Source organism: Kocuria carniphila (assembly GCF_004136555.1).
Lineage (GTDB): Bacteria > Actinomycetota > Actinomycetes > Actinomycetales > Micrococcaceae > Kocuria > Kocuria carniphila.
Window position 1 is genome coordinate 71,495 of sequence record NZ_NOIT01000007.1, and the last position, 22,480, is coordinate 93,974.

A 22,480-nucleotide genomic window follows, 5' to 3' on the forward strand; every position below is an offset into this window, starting at 1 on the left:
TTCACGTCCCGTGGATTGAACCGTCGAAGGGCGCGCAGCGCCGTGAGAGTGAGGGAATGTCATGGCTGAGTACTGGTACAACCTGTACACCAAGCAGGTCGAGGAGGGGCCCAAGGACGACTATCGCAAGCTCATGGGGCCGTATGCCACTCGTGAGGAAGCTTCGCGTGCGCTGAAGACTGCCGCGGAGAACACCAAGCGCTGGGACGATGAGGACGCCGCCTACAAGGGCGAGTAAGACACCTCGAACATGCACATGGCCCGGACGTCAACGTCCGGGCCATTGCCGTGTCTGGATCGAGGTCAGCCGCGGAAGCTGTGCTCCTCAGCGGGGAACGTGCCGGACTTCACCTCGGCCACGTAGCTGCCCACGGCGTCACCGATGGTCTCGGACAGCTGAGCGTACTGCTTGACGAATCGCGGCATGCGTCCGGTCCTCAGCCCCAACATGTCTTGCCACACGAGCACCTGACCCGTGGTGGAGTTGCCGGCACCGATGCCCACGGTGGGAATCGAGAGGATGTCCTCGACCTCCTCCGCGGCGTCCGCGGAGACCATTTCCAGGACCACGGCGAAGGCCCCGGCCGCCTGCACGGCTTGAGCATCGGCAATCAGCTTGGCGGCGGCGTCGCCCTTGCCCTGGACCCGGTAGCCCCCCAGCGCGTGTTCGGACTGGGGCGTGAATCCCACGTGGCCCATCACGGGAATGCCCGCCCGCACCACCGCGGCCACGTGGTGGGCCAGTTCCTCACCGGCCTCAAGTTTCACGGCGTGGGCGCCGGTTTCCTTCATGATGCGCACCGAGGTGCGAACCGCTTGTTCGGGGGATTCCTCGTAGGAACCGAAGGGCAGATCCACGACCACAAGAGCGCGCTGAGCTGCGCGAGCCACGGCGGCGGCCAAGGGGATCATCTGGTCGACGGTGACCGGGATGGTGGTTTCGTAACCCAGCACGTTGTTACCTGCGGAGTCTCCCACGAGCAGGACGTCCACGCCGGCGCCGTCGAAAATGGCTGCCGTCAGGGAGTCGTAGCTGGTGAGCATTGCGAATTTCTCACCCTGCGCCTTGGCACGCTGCAAATGCACCGTGCGCACGCGGGTCACCTCACTCAGCGAGGGGGTCGTCGAGGCCTGGTCTGACTGGGGCGTAGCGGTCATTGCTCCAGGGTACCGCCGACGACGCCGCACGCCCCGGGAGCCCGTGCGTCGCGTCTGCGTGTGGGTACCTGCCGTTAGAGTTGGGGTAGCGGCTCACCTGTGACGGGGACGTCACGGTGCCGCGACCACATCCGCAACACGGTCGAGATACCCGAGGTGGCTCCACATGGATCGGCAGCAAGAATTCGTTTTGCGAACCATTGAGGATCGTGACGTGCGATTCGTGCGTCTGTGGTTCACGGATGTCGTGGGAACGTTGAAGTCTGTCGCGCTGGCCCCCGCCGAGGTCGAAGCCGCGTTCGATGAGGGCTTGGGTTTCGACGGCTCGTCGATCGAGGGACTCTCACGCGTCTACGAATCCGACATGCTGCTGCAGCCGGACCCCTCCACGTTCCAGTTGCTGCCGTGGCGCGGGGACGATGAACCCACCTCCCGTATGTTCTGCGACCTCAAGACCCCTGACGGTGAGCCCTCCGCCTCCGATCCGCGTGGCGTGCTCCGGCGAGTCCTGAACAAGGCCGCGGACATGGGCTTCACGTGTTACACCGCCCCGGAGATCGAGTTCTACCTGCTGCGATCCTCGGAGCTGGATCCCAAGACCGGTGAACCCACCCCCGTGGACTACGAAGGCTATTTCGATCACGTTCCCGGCGGCGTTGTACAGGATTTCCGCCGCACCGCGGTGAATATGCTCGAGTCCGTGGGGATCTCTGTGGAGTTCTCCCACCACGAGGCCGGGCCCGGCCAGAACGAAATCGACCTGCGCTACGCGGATGCGCTGCAGACCGCGGACAACATCATGACGTTCCGCACGATCGTCAAAGAAGTGGCGTTGTCCCAGGGCATCTACGCGACCTTCATGCCTAAACCGTTCTCCCGCCAGCCCGGTTCGGGCATGCACACCCACTTCTCCCTCTTCGAGGGTGACACCAACGCGTTCTACGAGGCCGGCGCGGAGTTCCGACTGTCCAAGACCGGCCGGCACTTCATCGCCGGCTTGTTACGCCACGCACCCGAGTTCACCTCCGTGACCAACCAGTTCGTGAACTCCTACAAGCGACTCTGGGCCGGTGACGAAGCACCGTCCTACATGTCCTGGGGACACAACAACCGCTCGGCCCTGGTGCGCGTACCGCTGTACAAGCCGGACAAGGTGCAGTCCTCCCGCATCGAGTACCGCGGCATCGACTCCGCGACCAACCCGTACCTGTCTTACGCCGCGCTACTGGGTGCCGGTCTCAAAGGCATCGAGAACGAGTACGAGCTGCCGCCGGTTGAAATGGACGACGTCTTCGCCATGAGCAGTGCCGAACGCCGTGCAGTGGGCCACCAGCCGTTGCCCACGAGCCTGCACGAAGCCATCCGCCAGACCGAGGAATCGGAATTCATGGCGGAGCTGCTGGGCGAGCAGGTCTTCGACTACTTCCTGCGGAACAAGCGCCGGGATTGGGACAACTACCGGGTGGAGGTCAGCCCCTACGAGCTGCGTACCAACCTAGGAATCCTGTAGGCGTGGGGGCCATGGGGGCAACGGAAGGAACTGCCAAGGAACGCGCGGAGAAGATCTCGGCCAAGCGGCTGATCTCCATCGGGTTCGCGGACGTCACCAACGCCAGGCGCTGGCTGGGCTTCCGTGAACTCGACGACGTCGATCTGGAGCTGCTGCTCGACGGGCTGGCCCATGCCGCGTCACCGGATGCGGCGTTGCAGTTGATCGTGCGTTTGATCGAACAGCATCCGGAGATCGTCAAGCGGGTTAACGGTGATCCGCGGAAGTCCGAAACCATGTTCCGGCTGTTGGGTGCCTCCGAAGCCCTCGGTGAATTCTTGCTGCGGGCCCCGCACAACCTGGATCTGCTGGATATCGAACCCCAGGACAAACCCGGTCATGACAACGCGGACGTCTTCCGGGACGCCCTACTGGAATCGGTCGGCGCGGATCCCGAGTCCGAAATTCCCACCGCCACCGAAACCGGCGCAGAAGCCTACAAGGCGCTGCGGGTCGCGTACCGGCGGGGCATCACCAAGGTGACCATTCGCGACGTCGGCGCGCTGGATCCCGTGGACTACATGCCGTCCGTGGGCCGACAGCTCGCAGATCTGGCCGGAGCCGCCATAGAGGCGGGTTTGGCCGTGGCCCGCGCGGAGGCCAATGAACAATGGGATCAATCCCTGGTTGATCAGGTGCGCTTGGCCGTGATCGGAATGGGCAAGTGTGGTGCCCGCGAGCTGAACTATATTTCCGACGTGGACGTGGTGTACGTCGTCGACGTCAAGGCCGCTGACCAGGGCGAGGCGCCGGACGAACAGCTGGCTACGGAGATTGCCACGAGTCTGGCCTCCGGCATGGCACGCGCAATCATGACGTCCGGTCCGGAGCCGGCGCTGTGGGAAGTGGACGCCAACCTCCGGCCCGAGGGCAAGGACGGGCCACTCGTCCGCACGCTGGATTCGCACGTGCGCTACTACAAGCGCTGGGCCAAGTCGTGGGAGTTCCAAGCATTACTCAAGGCCCGAGCCATTGCCGGCGACAGCGAGCTGGGGGACCGCTACGAGGACGCCATTGCACCGTTCGTGTGGTCCTCTGCCGAGCGCGAGGGATTCGTGGAATCCGTCCAAGCCATGAGGCGCAGGGTCACGGACAATATCCCGGAAGCGGATCGGGACCGCCAGATCAAGCTTGGCCCGGGTGGTTTGCGCGATGTCGAATTCACCGTGCAGTTGCTGCAGCTCGTGCACGGTCGCAGCGATGAAACCGTGCGCACCAAGGCCACCACCGATTCGCTCGTGGCGCTCTCCGCCGGTGGGTACATTTCCCGCAGCGACGGTGAGGAATTCCACCGCAGCTACCGGTGGCTGCGCCTGCTCGAGCATCGCATCCAACTGTTCCGGATGCGCCGTACCCACCTCATGCCGCGGGACGAACGGGAACTGTCCGTGGTCGCGCGCTCCGTGGATGGCGCGGGGGAGAACCGTCACCCGACGGGCAAGGTACTCACGGAGGACTGGACCAAGGTCAAACGCACCGTGCGCACCATGCACGAGCGGATTTTCTACCGCCCCATGCTGGCTGCGCTGGCCAACGCACCCACGGATACGACGCTCACCACCGAATCCGCGCTGGACCGCTTGGCGGCCCTGGGTTATCAGGACACCAAGGCGGCCATGCGTCACATCGAGGCGCTGTCCCGTGGGGTCAGCCGACGTGCGGAGATCCTACGAACTCTGCTGCCGGTGTTGTTGGACTGGATCGCGCAGGGTGTGGACCCGGACGCCGGTCTGCTCAACTTCCGGAAAATCTCCGAGGCCATGGGCAACACCCCATGGTTCCTGCGCCTGCTGCGCGACTCGAACGCCGCAGCCGAGCGACTGTGCCAGATCCTGTCCAGCTCCCGGTACGTCTCGGACCTGCTGGAAACCTCGCCGCAGGCAATTGCCTGGCTGGGTGATGATCCGCAGTTGCGACCGCGCGCCCTGGATGAACTCGCCAAGGAAATGCGCACCCAGTTGCAACGGCACCCCGAGCCCGAGGAGGCCATTCGCGCCATCCGGCAAATTCGACGCCGCGAACAGTTGCGCATTGCGCTCGCGGACACCAGCGGTTTGGCTTCGGTCGAATCGGTCGTGACCGGGCTGTCCAACGTGGATCAGGCCACCGTGATGGGGGCTCTGTACATTGCGCAGCGAGAGCTCTGCGAGGGCGATGACAAGGAGAACCTGGCCGATCTGATGGTCGTGGCCATGGGTCGTCAAGGTGGCCGGGAGATCGGATACGGGTCGGATGCGGACGTGATGTACGCCTTCGAGCCGCGCGACGGAGCCGAATCCAGCGATGCACGTTCCCAGGCCGAGAAGATTTTCGCGCGCATGGTGCAGCTGCTCAAGATGCCGTGCAAGCCGCCCATCATTGCCGAGCGCACGTTGGAGATCGACAACGATCTGCGGCCCGAGGGCAAGCAGGGTCCCATGGCTCGCTCGGTGGAGTCCTTCGCCCAGTACTACGACCGGTGGGGTCAGACCTGGGAGTTCCAGGCGCTCACGCGGGCTCGATACATGGCGGGCAACGAGGACGTCGCCACGGCGCTCGTTCGAGTGTTCGACCGTTTCCGGTATCCGGCGGATTTCACCGACCGTCAGCTCATCGACGTGCGCCGCATGAAGGCCCGCGTGGAGAGTGAACGCATGCCGCGCGGTGCAGACCCCAATCGCCAGCTGAAGCTCGGTCGTGGCGGGCTCTCGGATGTCGAGTGGCTGGTTCAACTGCTGCAGTTGCAGCACGGTCACAAGGTCGAGGGCCTGCGCACCACATCGACCCTGGCTGCGCTGGAAGCTGCGGTCGAGGCCGATCTCTTGGCACCCCAGGACGCCCAGGTGCTCAAGAGCGCGTGGACACTGGCGACGGCCATCAGAAACGGCAACGTATTGCGCTCGGGCCGTTCCTCGGACTCCGTGCCGTCGCGTCGTGTGGACCTGGAAGCCGTGGCCCGGTGGATCGGGTACGAACCCGGTTCGGCATCACAGCTGGAAGAGGATTACCTACGGATCACCCGGCAGTCCCGCACCGTGTTCGAGCGGGTGTTCTACGGGCACTAGGCGTGTGCTCTCTTGGCATTGCGATTGCGATTGCCATTGACGTTGGGATTGGCATGGGCAGTCGCATTGGCAATAGGCGTGGACACTCGCAGAGGCAAGAGGCAAGAGGCAAGAGGCAAGAGGCAAGAGGCAAGAGGCGATGAGGTCTGTGGCAACGTAGCGCGCGCACGCCGGGGGCTGATAGAACCATCTGCAACACCTGAGGGGCCGGTGGAACCCTTCCCACTGGGAAAAAGGGTTCCACCGGCCCCTCAGACGTATCTGCAGGATTTTTCGGCGCTTGGCGGCCGGAGGTGCCGACACGAGTCGACGGTGAGACCCTGGCCCGGGCAGCCGGTGCATTTCGGTCGACGGTAGGACCCGGGCCGAAGACATCGGTGCAAACTGATCGACAATAAAGCCTCAACTCTTTCGATTCTTGGCTCCACGGTCAATCAGAATGCGTGGGATCAGTCATCGTGGTTTCGGCGTCGATCAGAATGCGGGGGATCAGTCATCGTGGTCCCGACGTCGATCAGAATGCAGACACGCGGCTCGGGCAGCGGAATCGCAGGGTGGGTGACACCCGGGGGACCTGGACCCAGATAGCTGGCAAAAGACAGAAGACACAAGACAAAGGACAGAGTCCGAAACGCACTGGGCACTGAGCACGAGGTGCGAGGCATTGGGCTCGGGTCCGGACGCACGCTAGGCGTTACCAGGACCGCCAACCACATCTGGGGGGCCGTTGGAACCCTTCCCACTGGGAAAAAAGGTTCCAACGGCCCCTCAGATGTATCGGCAGGTTTTTGGCGCCCCGAGAGGGAATCGAACCCCCGACCAAGAGATTAGAAGGCTCCTGCTCTATCCACTGAGCTACCGAGGCGGAGCGCGTGAAGCGCCAATACAGTGTAGCAACGCTTGGGCCGCTGGCTCACGTCAGAGACCGGCTCGGACCATGTCGTTGGGCGGTTATGTCCTGGCCTGGGGACATCAGCCACGGCGCTTGCACTGCACAGCTGGCGCCCAAGAGCTCCATCACCCCGTTCATCCACATTTGGGGGATCTGCTGGATCGGCAGCGCATCACGAGAGGCACGGTGGAGACACCCCTCATTTCTGGGGCACCGGTTCCGTCCTCGCCGTTCCACGAGCCGCGGGGATGGCTCACCCGAAGGAGCATCCCATGCCTGAGCACATCACCCTCCGAGGATTCGTCGGCAAAGACCCCGAGTCCCATCTGTTCGACGACGGCACCGTTGCCGCGCGCTTCCGCTTGGCCACCACCACACGCCGTTTCGACGCGGAGAAGAACACGTGGGTGGATATCAGCACCAACTGGTATTCCGTACGGTGCTTCCGCGGATTGGCCATGCACGTGATGAACAGCGTGCGCTGCGGGCAACCGGTCATCGTGACCGGAAAGCTTCAGATTCAGGAATGGATGTCGGACAACGGCCCGCGCACCACCGTGCAGGTCGACGCCACAGCCATCGGCCATGACCTCAACTTCGGTACGGCCAACTTCTCCCGCATTGGTGGTCAGGGCCAACGTCCGCATAATGCAGCCGGCGGAGCAGATGAAGCCACCCAGGATGAAATCGGCGCCAAGATCGCGGGACTCGAGGACAACGAGCGACTGGACGCGCACGGTCACGGAGAAATCATCCAATCCGATCCCGACGACACCTTCACACCCTTGAGTGATCTGACCCAGGGCCTGGACGCCGATGAGGACTCCGTGGAGGAGGATTCCGAGGAGCGCACCCCGGTCGGAGTGGGGAGCGACTGAAAACGAACCACCCAAGACATCCGCCGCGCGTTACCGGGGCCCACGTGTGACCCCGGTAACGCAACGGAGCGGCGTCGTCGGGGGAGCTGCGCGCTGGGAGCTGAACGTGGCTGGAAGAGGCGCGCGGGCGCGGTAGCCTGGAGGGTATGGCGGAATTCATTTACACCATGTCCAAAGCCCGCAAGAAAGTGGGCGACAAAGTCATTCTGGACGATGTCACCATGTCGTTCTACCCCGGCGCCAAGATCGGCGTTGTGGGTCCCAACGGTGCTGGTAAATCGACCATCCTGAAGATCATGGCTGGCATCGACCAGCCCTCCAACGGCGAGGCGCGGCTGACCCCCGGTTACTCCGTGGGCATCCTGCTGCAGGAGCCGCCGCTGAACGAAGAGAAGACCGTTCTGGGCAACGTCGAGGAAGGCGTTGGCGAGATCAAGGGCAAGCTCGATCGCTTCAACGAGATCTCCGCCGAAATGGCCGAGCCCGACGCTGACTTCGACGCGCTCATGGAAGAAATGGGCAAGCTCCAGGAAGAGATCGACGCCGCGAACGCGTGGGACCTCGACTCCCAGCTCGAGCAGGCCATGGATGCGCTGCGCTGCCCGCCGCCCGAAACGGACGTGAAGGTCCTTTCCGGTGGTGAGCGTCGTCGTGTCGCGCTGTGCAAGCTGCTGCTGCAGAAGCCCGACCTGCTGCTCCTCGATGAGCCCACCAACCACCTGGACGCAGAGTCCGTGCTGTGGCTCGAGCAGCACCTGGCTGCTTACCACGGTGCCGTCCTGGCCGTGACCCACGACCGGTACTTCCTGGATCACGTGGCCGAGTGGATCTGTGAGGTCGACCGCGGTCGCCTGTACCCCTACGAGGGCAACTACTCCACCTACCTGGACACCAAGGCCAAGCGCATGGAAGTCCAGGGCAAGAAGGACGCCAAGCAGGCCAAGCGTCTGAAGGAAGAACTCGACTGGGTGCGCTCCAACGCCAAGGGTCGTCAGGCCAAGTCCAAGGCGCGTCTGGCGCGCTACGAGGAAATGGCCTCGGAAGCCGAGAAGACCCGCAAGTTGGACTTCGAGGAAATCCAGATCCCGCCGGGACCCCGCCTGGGCAACCTGGTGATCGAGGCCGAGGACCTGGAGAAGGGCTTCGGCGATCGATCGCTCATCAAGGATCTCTCGTTCTCCCTGCCGCGCAACGGCATCGTGGGTGTGATCGGCCCCAACGGTGTCGGTAAGTCCACGCTGTTCAAGACCATCGTGGGCCTGGAACCGCTCGACGACGGCGATCTCAAGGTGGGCGACTCGGTCCAGATCTCCTACGTTGACCAGAACCGCGAGAATCTCGACCCGGAGAAGACCCTGTGGGAGGTCGTGTCGGACGGCCTGGACTACATCAACGTGGGCAAGGTCGAAATGCCGTCCCGCGCGTACGTCTCCGCGTTCGGCTTCAAGGGCCCGGATCAGCAGAAGAAGGCCGGTGTGCTCTCCGGTGGTGAGCGCAACCGCCTCAACCTGGCGCTGACCCTCAAGCAGGGCGGCAACCTGTTGCTGCTGGATGAGCCCACCAACGACCTGGATGTGGAAACCCTCGGTTCCCTGGAGAACGCGTTGCTGGAATTCCCCGGCTGCGCCGTGGTGGTCTCTCACGATCGTTGGTTCCTGGACCGCGTGGCCACTCACATCCTCGCCTGGGAAGGTACCGAGGAGAACCCGGACAACTGGTACTGGTTCGAGGGCAACTTCGAATCCTACGAGGAGAACAAGATGGAGCGTCTCGGCCCGGAGGCCGCACGTCCCCGTCGCCTCACCCACCGTCGCCTCACTCGCGACTAAGGGCGAGCACCAGTTCGACGACGCCGCCCCGGCACCTTTCGCACGAAAGGTGCCGGGGCGGCGTCGTCGTTCTTGCGGGTGTTCTAGGGCAGCGTGAAGAACGCGAGCCGCCCGGACTTGTGGGGAAGGTCGATGACCGGGCCGAGGGTGAATCCGATGGCCTGCAGTCGCGCGAGCGCGAGGTCGTTGGACGCATCGGGTTCCGCCACGATCCGGCGCGTGCGGCCCTGCTTGATGATTTCGCATTGGATCAGTGCGCTGATCGCGTCGGTCATGCCGGGGACCCGGTTCCGGACCGGCGCCAGGAGCACGTGAATTCCCAGATCTCCCGGCTCCACCGTGTAGAACGCGCCGGTGATGTCAGCGTGCGGTTCGTAGGTCTGGAACAGTCCGAGCGGTCGTTGGTTGAGTTCGATGAGCCACGCGTGGTGCGTGGTCGTGGTGGAAAGGAACGCGTAGAGGTCGCGGACCTGCTCGAACGTGAGATCGTTCATGCCCCAGAACCGGGCACGTTCCTCCTGGACCCATGAGTAGATCAATTCGCAGTCCCGGGCGGCATCCACCGGGCGCAGCGAGAGGTGACCGCTCACCACATCGTTCACATCCTGGGCGGAACCGACCACGGGCACGAAGGGCCGCCCCACCGCCGCGAGACCGTCCGACAGCCTTCCGAGGTGCAGGGGCGCATCGGTCGGCTCGAGTCCGCCGGCGGGAACCCAGGGAAGGGCGTGGTCCATTTCGCCCGCGGCCCAGCGAAGTACCGGCGCGGACCCGAGTGAGCCACGATCCACGGGGTCCGGTGTGATCCACCACGACGCCGCCGGGTCGGCCAGATCCCACAACACCCTGGCCGCCGGGACACGGGCACACGCCGGACCCCAGCCGGGGATGGTTCCCGCGGACAGTAGACAATCGGTGTCTCCACCGACCGGAACAGCAGTGAAGGGTGGAAGGTCCGGGTGGGCGCGGTGGGGTGCGAAGGCGTGCAAAAGACCCCAACTCGGCTGGTTCTCAACCGAGCGACTACCGGCGGTGTCCATTGCTTCGGGGTGTTCGGCCGCCACACTGTCCAAGGCCCTGACGGCCGCGACTCGCGGATCAAAGCCAACCCGTTGACCGCGCACCACGATGCTCTCCAGCGCCAGTCCCACCCGAGCCACCGGGTCGAGGAACGGTTGCCACAGGGCGGGTAGTCGGCTGGAGGCAAGCAGCGGTGTGAGGACCTCCGAGGCGGCCAGTTCCCGGGCGAAGGTATCACGCCACCGAGCAAACAGCGCCGCGACTTCGGAATCGGCGGACATGTCGCCGTCCCAGGCCAATAACCAGTCGCGGAGAGTCTTCGCGACAGGTCCGCGGTCTCCCAAAAGCTGCGCCAACAGCCCCGGCCAAGTGCCCAGGTGGGTGTCCACTTGCGCGGCCAGCAGATCCTCATGGCTCACGACGCCACGCTCCGCAATGGCTTGCTCGAGCAGCTGGGTTGCCCGTCGCGCTCGGTGCGGGGGAGCGCAGCCGAGCCTCGCCGCGGACTCATGCTCATCGGCCGGCCGCTGATTGGCCCTGACCATAACGTGGTCGAGATGCTCGCCACGAGAGCCACGAGAGCCACGAGAGCCACGAGAGCCACGAGAGCCACAAGAGCCACGTGCATGAGTGGCCCCGGACGGCTCCCGGGATCCAACGGAACCAAAGGCACCCACAGGCGCGGCGGCGTCGTCGTTGCACGGCGCAGGCAGGTAGCTGCCCGCGACCGTGTGTAGGCACGCGCCGGTGCGGTCGGCGGCGATCACATCGTTGACGGGGACCACCCAGCCCTGCCACGCGGCCGCAACGTCCGCCACGGATATCGCGCCCAATAGTTCCCGACATGCAGAAACGGCTCGTTCGGGCGCGCACGGTACAGCCGGGCGAACTACGAGAACCCGGGCGCACTCGCCCTCGGCAAGCGCGAGAAGCCGTTGCTCGGCGCCGGCGTCCCCGGGGAGCACAAACCCGCCCGAGCACCGGCGCACCCAGCGCGTCTGGGTGCCGCAATGCGCTGACCTCAGATCGACGGCGCGCTCATCCAAAGACTCGCCGGTATCCACCGCGACGAGCCCGTCGGTACGGCGTTGCACCGTCACCTCACACAGGGTTTCGGTGGTGGTCATGGCCGCGGTGATCGCCCAGGCGGCGGACTCGGTGCGTCCGAAATGCGGCACGCCGGGCAGTCCCACGAGCGCCAGGCCGCGGACCCGCAGACCGGGAGCCGAGAAACACACGGGCTGGTACGGTCCGGATTCCTCGACCACGCGGTGGGGATCCGCGGCGATCAACGGCGCTCCTGACACCGAGAGGTCCGCGGGCACGAGCCACGCATTGGAACCGGAACCGCGTGGAGTTTCCGCATCGAGCACGGGCCCCCACTCGTCACCCAGCGTGGTTCGTACCCGGTGCCGCCATACCTGCTCCGGCAGTGAACCGGACAGCAGATGCGCATCAAGGTGCACGGCCAGAGGCGTCCACGGCTGCCACGGTCGCGGTTCCAGATCGGCCAACCCGAGCTCCAGCGCTTCCGGGCACTCGGCCCATGCGGACCCGATCGAGCCGTTGACCCCGTCCGCGTAGGCCGCGAGAAATTGCTGGTCCTCCGTGCCAGCGGCCTTCCACCACCGCAGTGCCGTGAGCTCGATCTCCATGGCCAGGGACAGGTGATCGGCGTCCACCTGATCGGGGCCCAACAGTTCCGCCGATCGCCCTTCCGCCCGACGCCGCAGTACCTCCAGCTGCCACGGCCGATCCACCGCTGTGATCGCCCCGTGGCCCGTGGCCAAGCTCTTGAGGTCCGAACCTTGGACGTGGGGCACACCGGCCGGGTCGCGGAACACCCGCCACCCGGCTCCTGACAGTTCTGGTGTCATGGGGTGCCACCCACTCGGGCCGTCCGGTAGCGCGCCAAGGGGTTCTCCAAACGACCCGCGAGGGCCAATGACCCGGCCGGATCCGTGAGGTCCACCATGTGCTGCGGATTGCGAAGCTGCAACCGGTTGAGGCACGAATGCACAAAGCGGTCTCGGAACAAGTCCAGCTCACGCCAGTGGCCGGGAAAACGATCGCGGTGCTCATCCAGGACCTCTGCGGCCAGTGACCAGAACTCGGGTTCTGGCAGCAGCCCGTGGCCATCCAGGAGCACGGCCAGGTGACGCAACACGCCGTCGACGACGTCCGTATGAATGGACAACTCGCGCGTCTCGGGCGGAACCACCGTGCGAATCCGCTCAAGCTCCTCGGGCACCGGGCGGTCACTGAGCACGGCGAGTTCCTCGCCCAGGTCCTTCCAGAACACTCCGACCGGGAATCCGTTGCGTAGCCGCAGAATCACGTTCTCGCCGTGTGGCATGAGCGCTATGTCGTGGGCCAGCAGCAGGTGCGAGACCGGCACGAGGTACACGTTCAGGAGGGCTCGAACCCAGTCGTGAGCGGTGGCCCCCGAACGCTCGATCCAGGCCCCGATCAACGTGCCACCGAACGGATCGGTGTGCAGCACCCCGGCCAGGCTGGCCGCGTGTTCGTCGATGCGCAGCAGCGAAATCGTCGATTCCCGCCACAGCGCCGCGAGCTGTTTCGTGTGATCGGAAGAGACTCCCGATCGGTGATGCGCATCCCCGGTCCACCCGACCGACGATCGTTCTCGCAGCACCCGGATCCCGGATTCCATCAGAAACGGGTCCGAGGTCACGGTCTGGTGCAGCCAGTCGCTGATCGCGGGCATGGTGCGCATGTACGCAGGGGAGAGCCCGCGCAAAAACCCCATGCTGTGCACGCCCAGCGCGGTCTTGGCGTAGTCCCGAGAGGGGTCGTCCACGTCCAGGAACGTGCGCAACGATTGCTGGGCCCGCCAGCCGTGCGCGCTCGGACCGGCCAGGATCAGGTCGTGCCGCAGTACGTCGGGAAGCATTCCCGGCAGGATGCGATGTTCCCACTGCCACGGGTGCACGGGGATCGGCGTGTACTCACGGGGATTTTCACCCGCGGCGCGCACCGCGCGGTCGACCTGTTCCTGTTCGGTCGGCAGCAGGTGCAGATCGAGGTGTTCGCGCTCGGTCAGTTCGCTCGACAGGGACACGGTGCACAAGGATTTACGAGCCGCGAGCCACACGAGCCGCGTGGGGTTTGCAGCCTCTGGGGACCACGCCTCCTGTTCGTTCGCGCCCATGCCCACGCGCCCGGAACTGGCGACGAAACCTGGGTGTCCCCGGTCCAGGTACCGCTCCACCTCGGCCAGCGGGCTATGAGCCAGTTCCCACGACGACGGCGCCAGGCCGGCCCGTCGGCGGGCCATCGTGAGCATGGTGGCCGAGAGATCCTCCAGGTACAGCGGAAGAACGGCGTCCGCGATACCCAGCGTGCTGCGCAGGTCCAGGATGGCCTGCTGCGGGTCCCGGTTCTCACCGGCGGGCAGCCGCCGAATCGATTCCGGTTCAACCTCCCAGTGGTTCAGGGGATGTCGAGTTGCCCGGAACCACCACCGGATGCGCCCACTGTCATCGCTGACGGACCAGCCGTCGCCATCGGGTTGGGGGCTGAGCATGCGTTCGTGGGTGAATTCGGAGAACAATTTGGCCAGCACGGCTCGGTGCAGAGCGTCCGTTGCCGCAGCGGTGAGTTCCGGCGGGGCCGTGGGCGTGACCCACGGATCGACAGGTGACGTAATGCTGTCGGTTGTGTGATCGAAAGTCATGAGAATCCTTGGTGTGTCGAGGTCAGTACGACGGGTTCAGATCGATGAGTCCAGGACGGCGGGCCGCTGCTCGGCGGGTTCCCATCGCGTGGTGTTCGCTCCGCCGACGTCGCGCCAAGAGTTTTGGGACGCAAGCGGCCGTTCCAGCACGGACAGACACGCTGTCTTGTCCGGGAGGACCACGTGCTCCAGCTCCCGGAATCCCGCTTTGCGGTTGACCGCTCGCACCGCGTGATTGTGTACATCGGGTTCCACGAGCACTCGCTGAACCACCGGGTCCGCCCACAGCAGGTCCAGGGCGGCGGCCATGACCGCGCCGGTCGTGCCACTCACCGGTTCGGAGGTGGGTGCCAGGAACAGGTGCAGTCCGGCGTCTCCGTCGCGCACGGGGAACACCTCAGTCAACGGACTGCATGCCGGGTCGTAGGTTTCTACGAGCGCCAACGGGTGACCATTTTCGTGGACCAACCACGCTGTTTCCGAGGGGGCTTCGGCCATGCGGCGATACTCGGTGGCCACTGCTTGCTGCGATGCGTCCACCAGGTGCCACGCGGCCGCGCGCGGCTGGCTCAACCAGTCATGCAGCACCGGAAGGTCACGGTCGACGGCCACATGCCGGAACTCGAAGCGCCGCCACTGGCACTCGGTCGTGAACCGAATATCGTCACCATTACCGACGGCACCGGGCGCCCCGTCCAGACACGGCACTGGTCGCGCTTGGGGGAGCCTCCCGAAGCTCTGGAAGGTGGTGCGCTCCTCGGTTCTGTACTGCTTCGAGCCAACGATGCGATTGAGGATGTGGGCGTTGCGCAGCGGTCCCATTCCCAGGTCGGGAGCGGTGAGAGCGTGAGTGTGTTCACCGTGGTTGAGCACGTGCACGGTGCCGTCCGCGCTGGCGCGGTGGTAGCGGTCCGGCGAAATGCGACCTGCAGAATCCAGGAACAGCTGGTCCCGCGCCTCTTCCAGCCACGGCAGTGAGGACGGGGCGTACCCGGTGCCGGCCACCACGGCGTCCGTGATCGTCTCCCGCTCGTGGCCGTTCTCGGTGTTCCGCCAGGACAGCAGCACTCTGCCATCGTGGGATTGTGACCGGGTCAGTTCCGTGGCGGCGAGCAACCGAACCGGAGCGTGCGAACCGGAGTTACGGCGCACGTACAACGCCTCGTGCAACTCACTGATGGTCTCGTCGGAAATGCCCCGGTGCAGTTGTGGTTGGCAGGCATTGACACGATCGCGCGTCTGCTCCGGCAGGGCGCGGAAATGATCCAGGTACTCGGGCGAGGTGAGTTCCAAGCTCAGCTTGGAGTACTCCATGGGGAAGAAACGCGGAGACCGAGTGATCCAGTCGACCGCGGGTCCGTCCTCGGTGTTGAGAAGGTCCAGCACGACCTCCGCCGCCGACTGACCGGAACCCACGACGGTCACGTGGTTCTCGGCGGCCAGGCGCTCGCGATGGGTCAGGTACTCGCCGGCGTGCACGGCAGCCCGGCCGACGCCGTCGAGCTGAGGAGGCACCGTGGCACTGGTTCCGGTGCCGATCACCAGGTGACGGGTCCACCACGTGGTGGGCCCGTCCGGCCCATCAGAAGTCACTCGCCACGGGTCCCCGGTGGCAGATCGGGTGACGGCCACGACGTTCTGGCCCCAGTGCAGTCCGCGCACGTTATGGGCGGCCCAGCGGCAGTAGTCGTTGTACTCGCGGCGCAATGGGTAGAAGGATTCGCGCACGTAGAACGGGTAGAGCTTGCCCGTCTCCTTGAGCCAGGCCAAGAACGAGAACCGCGAAGTGGGGTCCGCCATGGTGACCAGGTCGGCAAGGAACGGAACCTGCAGGGTCGCTCGGTCGAAGAGCAGACCGGGGTGCCAGTTGAATTCTGGTGCCCGGTCCAGGAACGCGACCGACAGGTTGTCGAGTGGGTCCGCGAGACACGCGAGACCCAGGCCGAACGGCCCGATACCAACGCACAGCATATCGAGCGGTTCGTCTTCCGCTCCGTGAGTCGTCGCAGTCGGTGTGGCGGGAGAACAATGCTGCGAAGTCATACCGCGGCCTCCCGGTAGGTGGCGGAGGGTGCGAGCAGGGATTGGCCGGCGCGGTGGATGAGTGTCATGACGCTCATGACGTCCGCATGGGTTGCCTCAGGATTGAGCAGCGTGATCTTCAGGCACGGGCGGCCCTCGATCACGGTTTCGGCAATCGTGGCGTGGCCCGATTCCCACACCCGGCGCCTGATCGCGCGGACCAGGTCGTCCGGCGGGGTGCCGTCCGATGGGAGCCAGCGGAACAACACGGTGCTCAATGAAGGACGGCACACGAGTTCGAAGCGCGGGTCTTGTTCCAAGGTGTCCGCGACCTGCTGGGCCAACTCGATGACCTGATCGAGCATGTCCCCGATCACCTCGGCACCCAGAGTGCGCAGGGTGAGCCAGATCTTGAGCGCGTCGAAGCGGCGCGTGGTCTGCAGCGAACGGTCCACCTGATTGGGCTCGGGGGTGTCCGCGGGGTTGAGATATGCCGCGTGGTGGGTGCAGTGCCGCAGCGTACGGCCCTCCCGAACCATCACCACCGAGCAGCTCACCGGTTGGAACCACGTCTTGTGGAAGTCGATGGTCACCGAATCCGCGTGCTGGATGCCCGCGAGCTTTCCGCGATGACGGGTACTGGCGAGCAACCCTCCGCCGTAGGCCCCGTCCACGTGCAACCACACCTTGTGGGTGCGGCACAGCGCGGCAATCTCATCGAGCGGATCCACCACACCGCGGTCCGTGGTACCGGCCGTGGCGACCACGGCCAGCGCAGTGAGACCTTGCTGTTCGAGACCGTTGACCAACTCGTTCAGCGCGGCAACGCACATGCGGCCGTCCGCGTCGACGGGAACGGTGACCACGGCGTCGTCGTCGAGACCCAGGATGCGCGCGGCCGTGACCACCGAGAAATGACTCTCGGCGCTCGCCAGGATCCGCAGCCGGGCCGCGCGGACGGGGCGGGGAGCCGCTCCGGGAATCCGCCCGCTCGCCTCCAGCGATTCGTCCCGGGCCAGCATGAGCGCCTGCAAATTGGACGTGGTGCCGCCGGGGGTGAACATTCCGTCCGCCTCGCGGGGGAATCCGATCTGCTCTGCGGTCCACGCCAGAATTTTTCGTTCGATCAACGTTGCTCCCTTGGACTGGTCCCACGTATCCATCGAGGTGTTGACGGTCGCGGCCAGTGCGTCGGCAGCGACGGCCGGAAGGGCCACGGGACAGTTCAGGTGGGCGATGGCCTGGGGGTGGTGGAACCACACGGCGTGCTGCAACCACAACCGGTCGATCTCGTCGATGGCGGAATCCAAATCGCGCAGGTGTTCGTTGAGGTCAACCCGGTCGAACATGCTGCGCAGCTGGTCATGGTCGGCCGGACTGTGGGGGATGTCGGCTGCGGCCAACCGGGCGGCGCCGGCGGCGGTGGCCGTGGTGACGGCCCGCATGAGGTGAGGGACGGTTGAGCCATTCAGCAACGGTGAGCTCATGAAAGTGCGTCTTCCCGTAGGGGTCAAAAACATGAATTAGGGCATACGACTATGCTCTAATATCGAGTAGGTTAGGCTAACCTAACATTGCTTGTGTGATCCGTCGAACACGAACTAAAGGAGTCCACGAATGCCCGAATGGGAGCATTTGGTGATTCGAGCCCTGGGCTCAACGGAGACGGAACTGACCGTCCTGCGCCGCCGTCACGTCAGTCCCACTTACGTCCGGATCCAGGTGGCCGACGGTGGCTTACTCACCCGCTGGCCACCGTTTCCCTCCATGTGGCTGCGGTTGTGGTTCGACGACAACGGCCGCTCGCACCAACGGGCCTTCACGGTCGTGGACCCGGAACCGGCGGAGGGTAAATTCTGGCTCGAATTCGCGCTGCACGAGGGTGTGGCCTCGGACTGGGCCCGAACGTGCGTGGCCGGTGACACCATCGGCGCGTCCTTGCTCGGCAGTGCGCCACCGTGGGAACTGAAGAAGCGCGCTCGACGTCGCGCGGCGCCGTCGTCCACCGCGGCCGCTCCGGCCATGACGCTGGACGCACCGTGGCCGGGACGCACGATCATCGTGGGTGACCCCGCGAGCCTGCCGGCGGTCAATTCCATGCTCGAACACCTGGGCGACCAATCGGCCGAGGTGTGGCTCGAACACATGGATCCCAGGGATCACTTGCTGCCCGTGACCAGCGGCCCGCAGCACCGGGTGCGCTGGGTACACCGGGACGACAACGGTCCCGGAATTGCGGAAGCTCTCACCGAACACTGGGATCAGGAGCCTCCCACGGAACGGGACCGCGTGTGGATCGCGGTCGAGGCGGCCGCGAACCGCCAGCTGACGTCGACTCTGCGAACCCGCTTCGAGCTCCCCAAGAACAATGTTTGCGCTACCGCCTATTGGAGGCACGCATGAGCACAGCTCTCTCGGGTGACCGCACGGCACCCGCTTCGACCGCGCACCGGAGTTTTTGGATCCTGCTGTGGGCCCTGTACACGACCCAGTTCATCGGGGCGTCGTTCCTGTCCACCGGATTGACGGGCATCCTGCGCGACGGGGGAGCGGACCTCTCGACGCTCGGCTTGTTACAACTGCTCGGACTGGTCTGGCCCCTCAAATTCCTCTGGGCTCCGCTGCTGGACCGCTGGTCACCGCGCGCGGCGTCCGGTCACTACCGCACGTGGTTACTGATCCTGCAGTCGCTCATGGTGTTGAGTCTGCTGGGGCTCGCCCTGGTCGCCGATCCGGTGCAGGGCCTGGGCACCGTGGTGATTCTGGCCGGTGCCTTCGTGCTGTTCTCCGCCACCCAGGACATTGCCGCGGACGCGCTGTCCGTGCGGGGGCTGGATTCGGCCCAGCACGACAAGGGTGCGGGCATTCAAGTTGCCGCCAGTTATCTGGGAACCCTTGTGGGCGGTGGCCTTGCGCTGCTCGTGTACGACCTGTGGGGATGGCGCGCGGCAGTCCTGACCCTCGTATTCTTCACCGCGCTGGCCCTGGCCACGGTGGCGCGCTATGTGGAGCCGCCGCGCGCACCGAGGTCCAGCTCGCGGATCACGTTCAAGGACATGTTCGGTGTCCTGTCCCAGCCGGGTGCGCGCACCTGGGCTCTCGTGGCCGTTCCCTTGATCGCCCTAGGGTCTGGTGCACTGTGGTCCCTGGTCACTCCCGCCCTTGTGGATGCGGGCTGGTCGCTGACCCGGATCGGCGTGGTCACCTCGGTCGTGGCCTCGGTGCCCGCGCTGGCCGCGGCCCTTGCGGGCGGGCGCATGTGCCGCCGCTGGGGTAGGGCCACAACCATGCTCCTGGGTGCGGGTATCCAGCTCATCGGCGGACTCAGTTTCATCCCGGTCATCACCACACTGTGGCCCGTGGGCGGTGGGTTGGAACTGGTCTTCGGCGTACTGGGAACCTCGTGCGTTCTGGCCGGCTACACGATCATGAACACGGGGATCTATGCGGTTAATCTCGGCCTGGCGCGCACCGAGAATCCCGGCGGTGACTTCACGTTGCTGACCTCCATCAGCATGCTCGGTGGCACCGTGGGAGCGTGGGCCGGGCTCACCATCGCGGCCTACAGCAACTACGGGGTCGCCCTCGCGGTCGGTCTTGCCTGCGCCGGCCTGGGGATCGCGGTGAGTCGCCGCGGCGTGCGGCTCGCACGCTGAGCACACGTTCCCTGCCCGGCACCAACGCCGACGGCGCCCGCTCACGCGAGCGGGCGCCGTCGGCGTGTGTGGTCGCTACTCCGAGTGGAACTCGGGAAGGCGCATCATGCCTTCCTGGGCGGTCGTGGCGATCAGCATGCCGTCCTGGGTGAACATGCGGCCCACGCCCAGCCCGCGAGCCGAGGACGCGCTCGGGGAGGCCTGGACGTAGAGGATCCATTCGTCCGCGCGGGCGTCACGGTGCCACCACATCGCGTGGTCCAGAGACGCCACGTTGAGGCCGGGTTCGACCCAGGACTTGCCGTGACGACGCAGCACGGGTTCGAGCATCGTGTAGTCCGAGGCGTAGGCCAGGGCCGCGCGATGGATGTTGGGGTCGTCGGGCAAGGGCGCGAGAGCCTTGATCCACACCGCGTTGTACGCCTCGTTGGTGCCGCGCCACGGCAGGAACAGCGGCTCGGTCACGTATCGCATGTCGAAGGGCCGCTCGAACGCGGTGGCCCGGGCCTCCGGAAGGTCGATGCTGCCCAGCAGGTCGCGCAGCGTGGGCAGCGTCTCCGGATCCGGCACGTTGAGCGGCATCTCGTCCTGGTGGTCCAGGCCGCCGGAGGTGGCTTGGAACGACGCAATCATGGACAGGATCGTCTTACCGTCCTGATACGCGTGGATTCGGCGAGCGGAGAACGAACGCCCGTCGCGAACCCGCTCCACACCAAAGGTGATCGGGAAGTTCACGTCCCCGGGGCGCAGAAAGTACGCGTGCATCGAGTGGATCGCGCGGTCCTCGGGAACCGTGCGGATCGCCGCCATCGCGGCCTGGGCCAGCACCTGCCCGCCATAGACACGGTTACGCATGCTGGTGATCGTCTGACCGACGAAAATGTCCTCGAGGGTTCTTGCCCCTCCACCGTCCGCCAGGTCCAACATCTGGAGCAGGGCTTTCACGGGTTCCTTCTGGGGATCAACACTCATGGCCACCACTCTAGTGCTGACGCTGATGTGATCTGATGGGGACATGACTTCCATAACCATCCCCATTCAAATGCGTTTCTCGGACATGGACGCCTACGGTCACATCAACAACGTGATCATGGTGCGTTTCTTCGAGGACGCCCGCGTGCGCTTGACCTCCTCACCGATCAAGGCGGACGCCGATCACGGCATCCCGGAGGACACTACGTTCCGTGAGTCGATCGGTGAGATCCGCACCGTGGTGGTGCACCAGAACATCGACTACAAGGAACAGCTGTTCTACCGTCACGAACCTGTGTACGTGAAGACCTGGATCTCCAAGGTGGGCGGCTCGTCCTTCACGATTTCTTACCGTTTGCAGGAAGAGGACGGCTCTTCTGTTTACGCGGAGGGTGAATCCGTGATGGTCTTAATGGACCCGGAGACGGGCAAAAGTCAGAAACTGTCGGAGGATCACAAGGCTCTCTTGGACGCCCTGGCAGATGAGGTCAAGGAGCTCGACGAACGATGACACACCCTGGGGGCGCTCAGACTCCCGGTATTTCACTGGCCGGGCCCGCGGAAGCTTCCGATCTGGCCACCCTGCTGAGCCGTGCGCGCAGCCTTGACGCCAACGCCGCCGTGCGACTCCAAGGCTTCGGCCATGCCCTGGCCACGTGGGTTCCGGTGATTTACCCCACCACCATTCTGGACCCTTCACCCGTGGTGCTCGGGCTGCGTGCCGTGTCTCTGGCTCATCCCACGGACCTCGACCTCACGGTTCCGGCATCGGCCATCCTCGACCGGTTGGCGCGCTTCTCGCTCTCCGATCCCGCGCTCAAGAGTGAACCGGTACATATCAGCGCGCCGCCGCAGGAAGTCGCAGCGCCGTGGGCCGGGATGGTGGCCCCGCGCGGTGGCTGGACCAAGCGCGGTGTGGTCTCCGCCCATCACGTGCGCGATGTTGCGCGCGCCGGAATCCAGAAGGTCGCGGACGCCGTCCCCACCGATTCGGGGGCCGCGGTCGTGACCAAGGTGCGGTCCCAGATCTGGGGTGCCAGTTCCGGTTGGGGTCCCATGGAGGTCCCGGACATCCCGGACGGTGCCGCTTTCGGGTTGGACGTGCTCGGTTTCATTCCACCCTCGGAGTTCGAGGTGGCCGTGGCCGCCGAAGAATCCGGGCAGTGGCTCCGACTCAGCACGGACGCAGGCCACGTGGTGGTCAAGAACGGTCAGCGCTGAATACTTTCGCGGACACAACAGCAGGGCCGGTGTACGTGCACCGGCCCTGCTGTTGTGGTCCGTTCAGCTAGCTCGACGCGCTCAGCCCGGTCGGTTCACCATGGCGTGAGCCGCGCGGTCGAAGTAGTCCCACATGATGCCGTCGTGCAGCGGGGACAACTCCAGCGTGTCCATCGCCGCGCGCATGTGCTTGAGCCACGTCTCGCGCGCCCACGTGTCGACCGGGAACGGCGCGTGCCGCATGCGCAGGCGGGGATGCCCCCGTTCCTCCGAGTAGGTTGTAGGCCCGCCCCAGTACTGCTCCAGGAACATCCGCAGGCGGCGCTCGGCCGGCCCCAGATCCTCCTCCGGGTACAGGGCCTTGAAATCCTCGTCCTCCGCCACGCGCAGGTAGAACTCGTGTGTGAGTTTTGCGAACGTTTCGTGCCCGCCCACCTGGGCGTAGAACGAGTCCGACGACGCCGCCTCGGCCGCCTCGCGCGCGTCGCCCACCTGCTGCGGGGGTTGCGTCATGGGCTCCGCCGCGGACCTCGAACCCACAG

General features: G+C 65.4%; 16 protein-coding genes and 1 tRNA gene. 9 read left to right on the forward strand and 8 right to left on the reverse strand.

What is annotated here, in order from left to right:
* Window positions 1-61: 61 nt before the first annotated feature.
* A complete protein-coding gene (locus EWV37_RS06545; RefSeq protein ID WP_129700566.1) occupies window positions 62-238 on the forward strand; it encodes an SPOR domain-containing protein in 177 nt (58 codons plus the stop codon).
* Window positions 239-303: 65 nt separating this feature from the next.
* Here EWV37_RS06545 and panB read toward each other — a convergent pair whose 3' ends face one another.
* The gene (gene panB, locus EWV37_RS06550; protein WP_129700568.1) at window positions 304-1,158 is read right to left on the reverse strand and encodes a 3-methyl-2-oxobutanoate hydroxymethyltransferase; all 855 of its coding nucleotides are present in this window, start codon (window positions 1,156-1,158) and stop codon (window positions 304-306) included.
* Between the two features lie 166 nt (window positions 1,159-1,324).
* Between panB and glnA the strand changes: the two genes are divergently transcribed.
* Window positions 1,325-2,668: a type I glutamate--ammonia ligase gene (gene glnA / locus EWV37_RS06555; RefSeq protein WP_095798244.1), complete on the forward strand. Its 1,344-nt coding sequence runs from the start codon at window positions 1,325-1,327 to the stop codon at window positions 2,666-2,668.
* Window positions 2,669-2,679: 11 nt separating this feature from the next.
* A complete protein-coding gene (locus tag EWV37_RS06560) occupies window positions 2,680-5,751 on the forward strand; it encodes a bifunctional [glutamine synthetase] adenylyltransferase/[glutamine synthetase]-adenylyl-L-tyrosine phosphorylase (protein WP_129700570.1) in 3,072 nt (1,023 codons plus the stop codon).
* Between the two features lie 789 nt (window positions 5,752-6,540).
* On the opposite strand, the gene EWV37_RS06565 is transcribed toward EWV37_RS06560, so the two are convergent.
* Window positions 6,541-6,616, reverse strand: a tRNA-Arg gene (locus EWV37_RS06565).
* Window positions 6,617-6,915: 299 nt separating this feature from the next.
* Here EWV37_RS06565 and EWV37_RS06570 point away from each other — a divergent pair.
* A complete protein-coding gene (locus EWV37_RS06570; RefSeq protein ID WP_095798243.1) occupies window positions 6,916-7,521 on the forward strand; it encodes a single-stranded DNA-binding protein in 606 nt (201 codons plus the stop codon).
* Between the two features lie 146 nt (window positions 7,522-7,667).
* A complete protein-coding gene (ettA, locus tag EWV37_RS06575; protein WP_129700572.1) occupies window positions 7,668-9,350 on the forward strand; it encodes an energy-dependent translational throttle protein EttA in 1,683 nt (560 codons plus the stop codon).
* A gap of 83 nt (window positions 9,351-9,433) precedes the next feature.
* On the opposite strand, the gene EWV37_RS06580 is transcribed toward ettA, so the two are convergent.
* From EWV37_RS06580 to EWV37_RS06595, 4 genes are read right to left on the reverse strand one after another with little or no spacing between them, the layout of a single operon-like run.
* On the reverse strand, window positions 9,434-12,247 hold the full coding sequence (locus EWV37_RS06580) for a GNAT family N-acetyltransferase (protein ID WP_129700574.1): 2,814 nt from the start codon (window positions 12,245-12,247) through the stop codon (window positions 9,434-9,436).
* On the reverse strand, window positions 12,244-14,067 hold the full coding sequence (locus EWV37_RS06585; protein WP_129700576.1) for an IucA/IucC family protein: 1,824 nt from the start codon (window positions 14,065-14,067) through the stop codon (window positions 12,244-12,246). The genes EWV37_RS06580 and EWV37_RS06585 overlap by 4 nt, the downstream gene beginning before the upstream one ends.
* Window positions 14,068-14,103: 36 nt before the next feature.
* The gene (locus EWV37_RS06590) at window positions 14,104-16,110 is read right to left on the reverse strand and encodes a GNAT family N-acetyltransferase (RefSeq protein WP_129700578.1); all 2,007 of its coding nucleotides are present in this window, start codon (window positions 16,108-16,110) and stop codon (window positions 14,104-14,106) included.
* Complete coding sequence (locus tag EWV37_RS06595; RefSeq protein ID WP_129700580.1) at window positions 16,107-17,576, reverse strand: pyridoxal phosphate-dependent decarboxylase family protein; 1,470 nt, start codon at window positions 17,574-17,576, stop codon at window positions 16,107-16,109. The genes EWV37_RS06590 and EWV37_RS06595 overlap by 4 nt, the downstream gene beginning before the upstream one ends.
* Window positions 17,577-17,706: 130 nt before the next feature.
* Between EWV37_RS06595 and EWV37_RS06600 the strand changes: the two genes are divergently transcribed.
* A complete protein-coding gene (locus EWV37_RS06600) occupies window positions 17,707-18,492 on the forward strand; it encodes a siderophore-interacting protein (protein WP_129700582.1) in 786 nt (261 codons plus the stop codon).
* A complete protein-coding gene (locus tag EWV37_RS06605; protein ID WP_129700584.1) occupies window positions 18,489-19,745 on the forward strand; it encodes an MFS transporter in 1,257 nt (418 codons plus the stop codon). The genes EWV37_RS06600 and EWV37_RS06605 overlap by 4 nt, the downstream gene beginning before the upstream one ends.
* A gap of 75 nt (window positions 19,746-19,820) precedes the next feature.
* Here EWV37_RS06605 and EWV37_RS06610 read toward each other — a convergent pair whose 3' ends face one another.
* On the reverse strand, window positions 19,821-20,717 hold the full coding sequence (locus tag EWV37_RS06610; RefSeq protein ID WP_129700586.1) for an acyl-CoA thioesterase: 897 nt from the start codon (window positions 20,715-20,717) through the stop codon (window positions 19,821-19,823).
* A gap of 43 nt (window positions 20,718-20,760) precedes the next feature.
* Between EWV37_RS06610 and EWV37_RS06615 the strand changes: the two genes are divergently transcribed.
* Both EWV37_RS06615 and EWV37_RS06620 read left to right on the forward strand, forming a co-directional pair.
* Window positions 20,761-21,228 carry an acyl-CoA thioesterase gene (locus EWV37_RS06615; protein WP_129700588.1) on the forward strand — a complete coding sequence of 156 codons (468 nt, stop codon included), beginning with the start codon at window positions 20,761-20,763 and terminating at the stop codon, window positions 21,226-21,228.
* Window positions 21,225-21,938, forward strand: coding sequence for a DUF8185 domain-containing protein (locus tag EWV37_RS06620; protein WP_129700590.1), 714 nt, complete (start codon window positions 21,225-21,227; stop codon window positions 21,936-21,938). The genes EWV37_RS06615 and EWV37_RS06620 overlap by 4 nt, the downstream gene beginning before the upstream one ends.
* 81 nt (window positions 21,939-22,019) lie before the next feature.
* Here the strand turns inward: EWV37_RS06620 and EWV37_RS06625 are convergent, their stop codons facing one another.
* Window positions 22,020-22,451: a globin gene (locus tag EWV37_RS06625; RefSeq protein WP_095798315.1), complete on the reverse strand. Its 432-nt coding sequence runs from the start codon at window positions 22,449-22,451 to the stop codon at window positions 22,020-22,022.
* Window positions 22,452-22,480 lie beyond the last annotated feature (29 nt).

Excerpts from the sequence above, each read along its gene's own strand:
- EWV37_RS06545 (WP_129700566.1), top strand. The coding sequence starts at position 62 with ATGGCTGAGTACTGGTACAACCTGTACACCAAGCAGGTCGAGGAGGGG.
- panB (WP_129700568.1), bottom strand. The coding sequence starts at position 1,158 with ATGACCGCTACGCCCCAGTCAGACCAGGCCTCGACGACCCCCTCGCTG.
- glnA (WP_095798244.1), top strand. The coding sequence starts at position 1,325 with ATGGATCGGCAGCAAGAATTCGTTTTGCGAACCATTGAGGATCGTGAC.
- EWV37_RS06560 (WP_129700570.1), top strand. The coding sequence starts at position 2,680 with ATGGGGGCAACGGAAGGAACTGCCAAGGAACGCGCGGAGAAGATCTCG.
- EWV37_RS06570 (WP_095798243.1), top strand. The coding sequence starts at position 6,916 with ATGCCTGAGCACATCACCCTCCGAGGATTCGTCGGCAAAGACCCCGAG.
- ettA (WP_129700572.1), top strand. The coding sequence starts at position 7,668 with ATGGCGGAATTCATTTACACCATGTCCAAAGCCCGCAAGAAAGTGGGC.
- EWV37_RS06580 (WP_129700574.1), bottom strand. The coding sequence starts at position 12,247 with ATGACACCAGAACTGTCAGGAGCCGGGTGGCGGGTGTTCCGCGACCCG.
- EWV37_RS06585 (WP_129700576.1), bottom strand. The coding sequence starts at position 14,067 with ATGACTTTCGATCACACAACCGACAGCATTACGTCACCTGTCGATCCG.
- EWV37_RS06590 (WP_129700578.1), bottom strand. The coding sequence starts at position 16,110 with ATGACTTCGCAGCATTGTTCTCCCGCCACACCGACTGCGACGACTCAC.
- EWV37_RS06595 (WP_129700580.1), bottom strand. The coding sequence starts at position 17,576 with ATGAGCTCACCGTTGCTGAATGGCTCAACCGTCCCTCACCTCATGCGG.
- EWV37_RS06600 (WP_129700582.1), top strand. The coding sequence starts at position 17,707 with ATGCCCGAATGGGAGCATTTGGTGATTCGAGCCCTGGGCTCAACGGAG.
- EWV37_RS06605 (WP_129700584.1), top strand. The coding sequence starts at position 18,489 with ATGAGCACAGCTCTCTCGGGTGACCGCACGGCACCCGCTTCGACCGCG.
- EWV37_RS06610 (WP_129700586.1), bottom strand. The coding sequence starts at position 20,717 with ATGAGTGTTGATCCCCAGAAGGAACCCGTGAAAGCCCTGCTCCAGATG.
- EWV37_RS06615 (WP_129700588.1), top strand. The coding sequence starts at position 20,761 with ATGACTTCCATAACCATCCCCATTCAAATGCGTTTCTCGGACATGGAC.
- EWV37_RS06620 (WP_129700590.1), top strand. The coding sequence starts at position 21,225 with ATGACACACCCTGGGGGCGCTCAGACTCCCGGTATTTCACTGGCCGGG.
- EWV37_RS06625 (WP_095798315.1), bottom strand. The coding sequence starts at position 22,451 with ATGACGCAACCCCCGCAGCAGGTGGGCGACGCGCGCGAGGCGGCCGAG.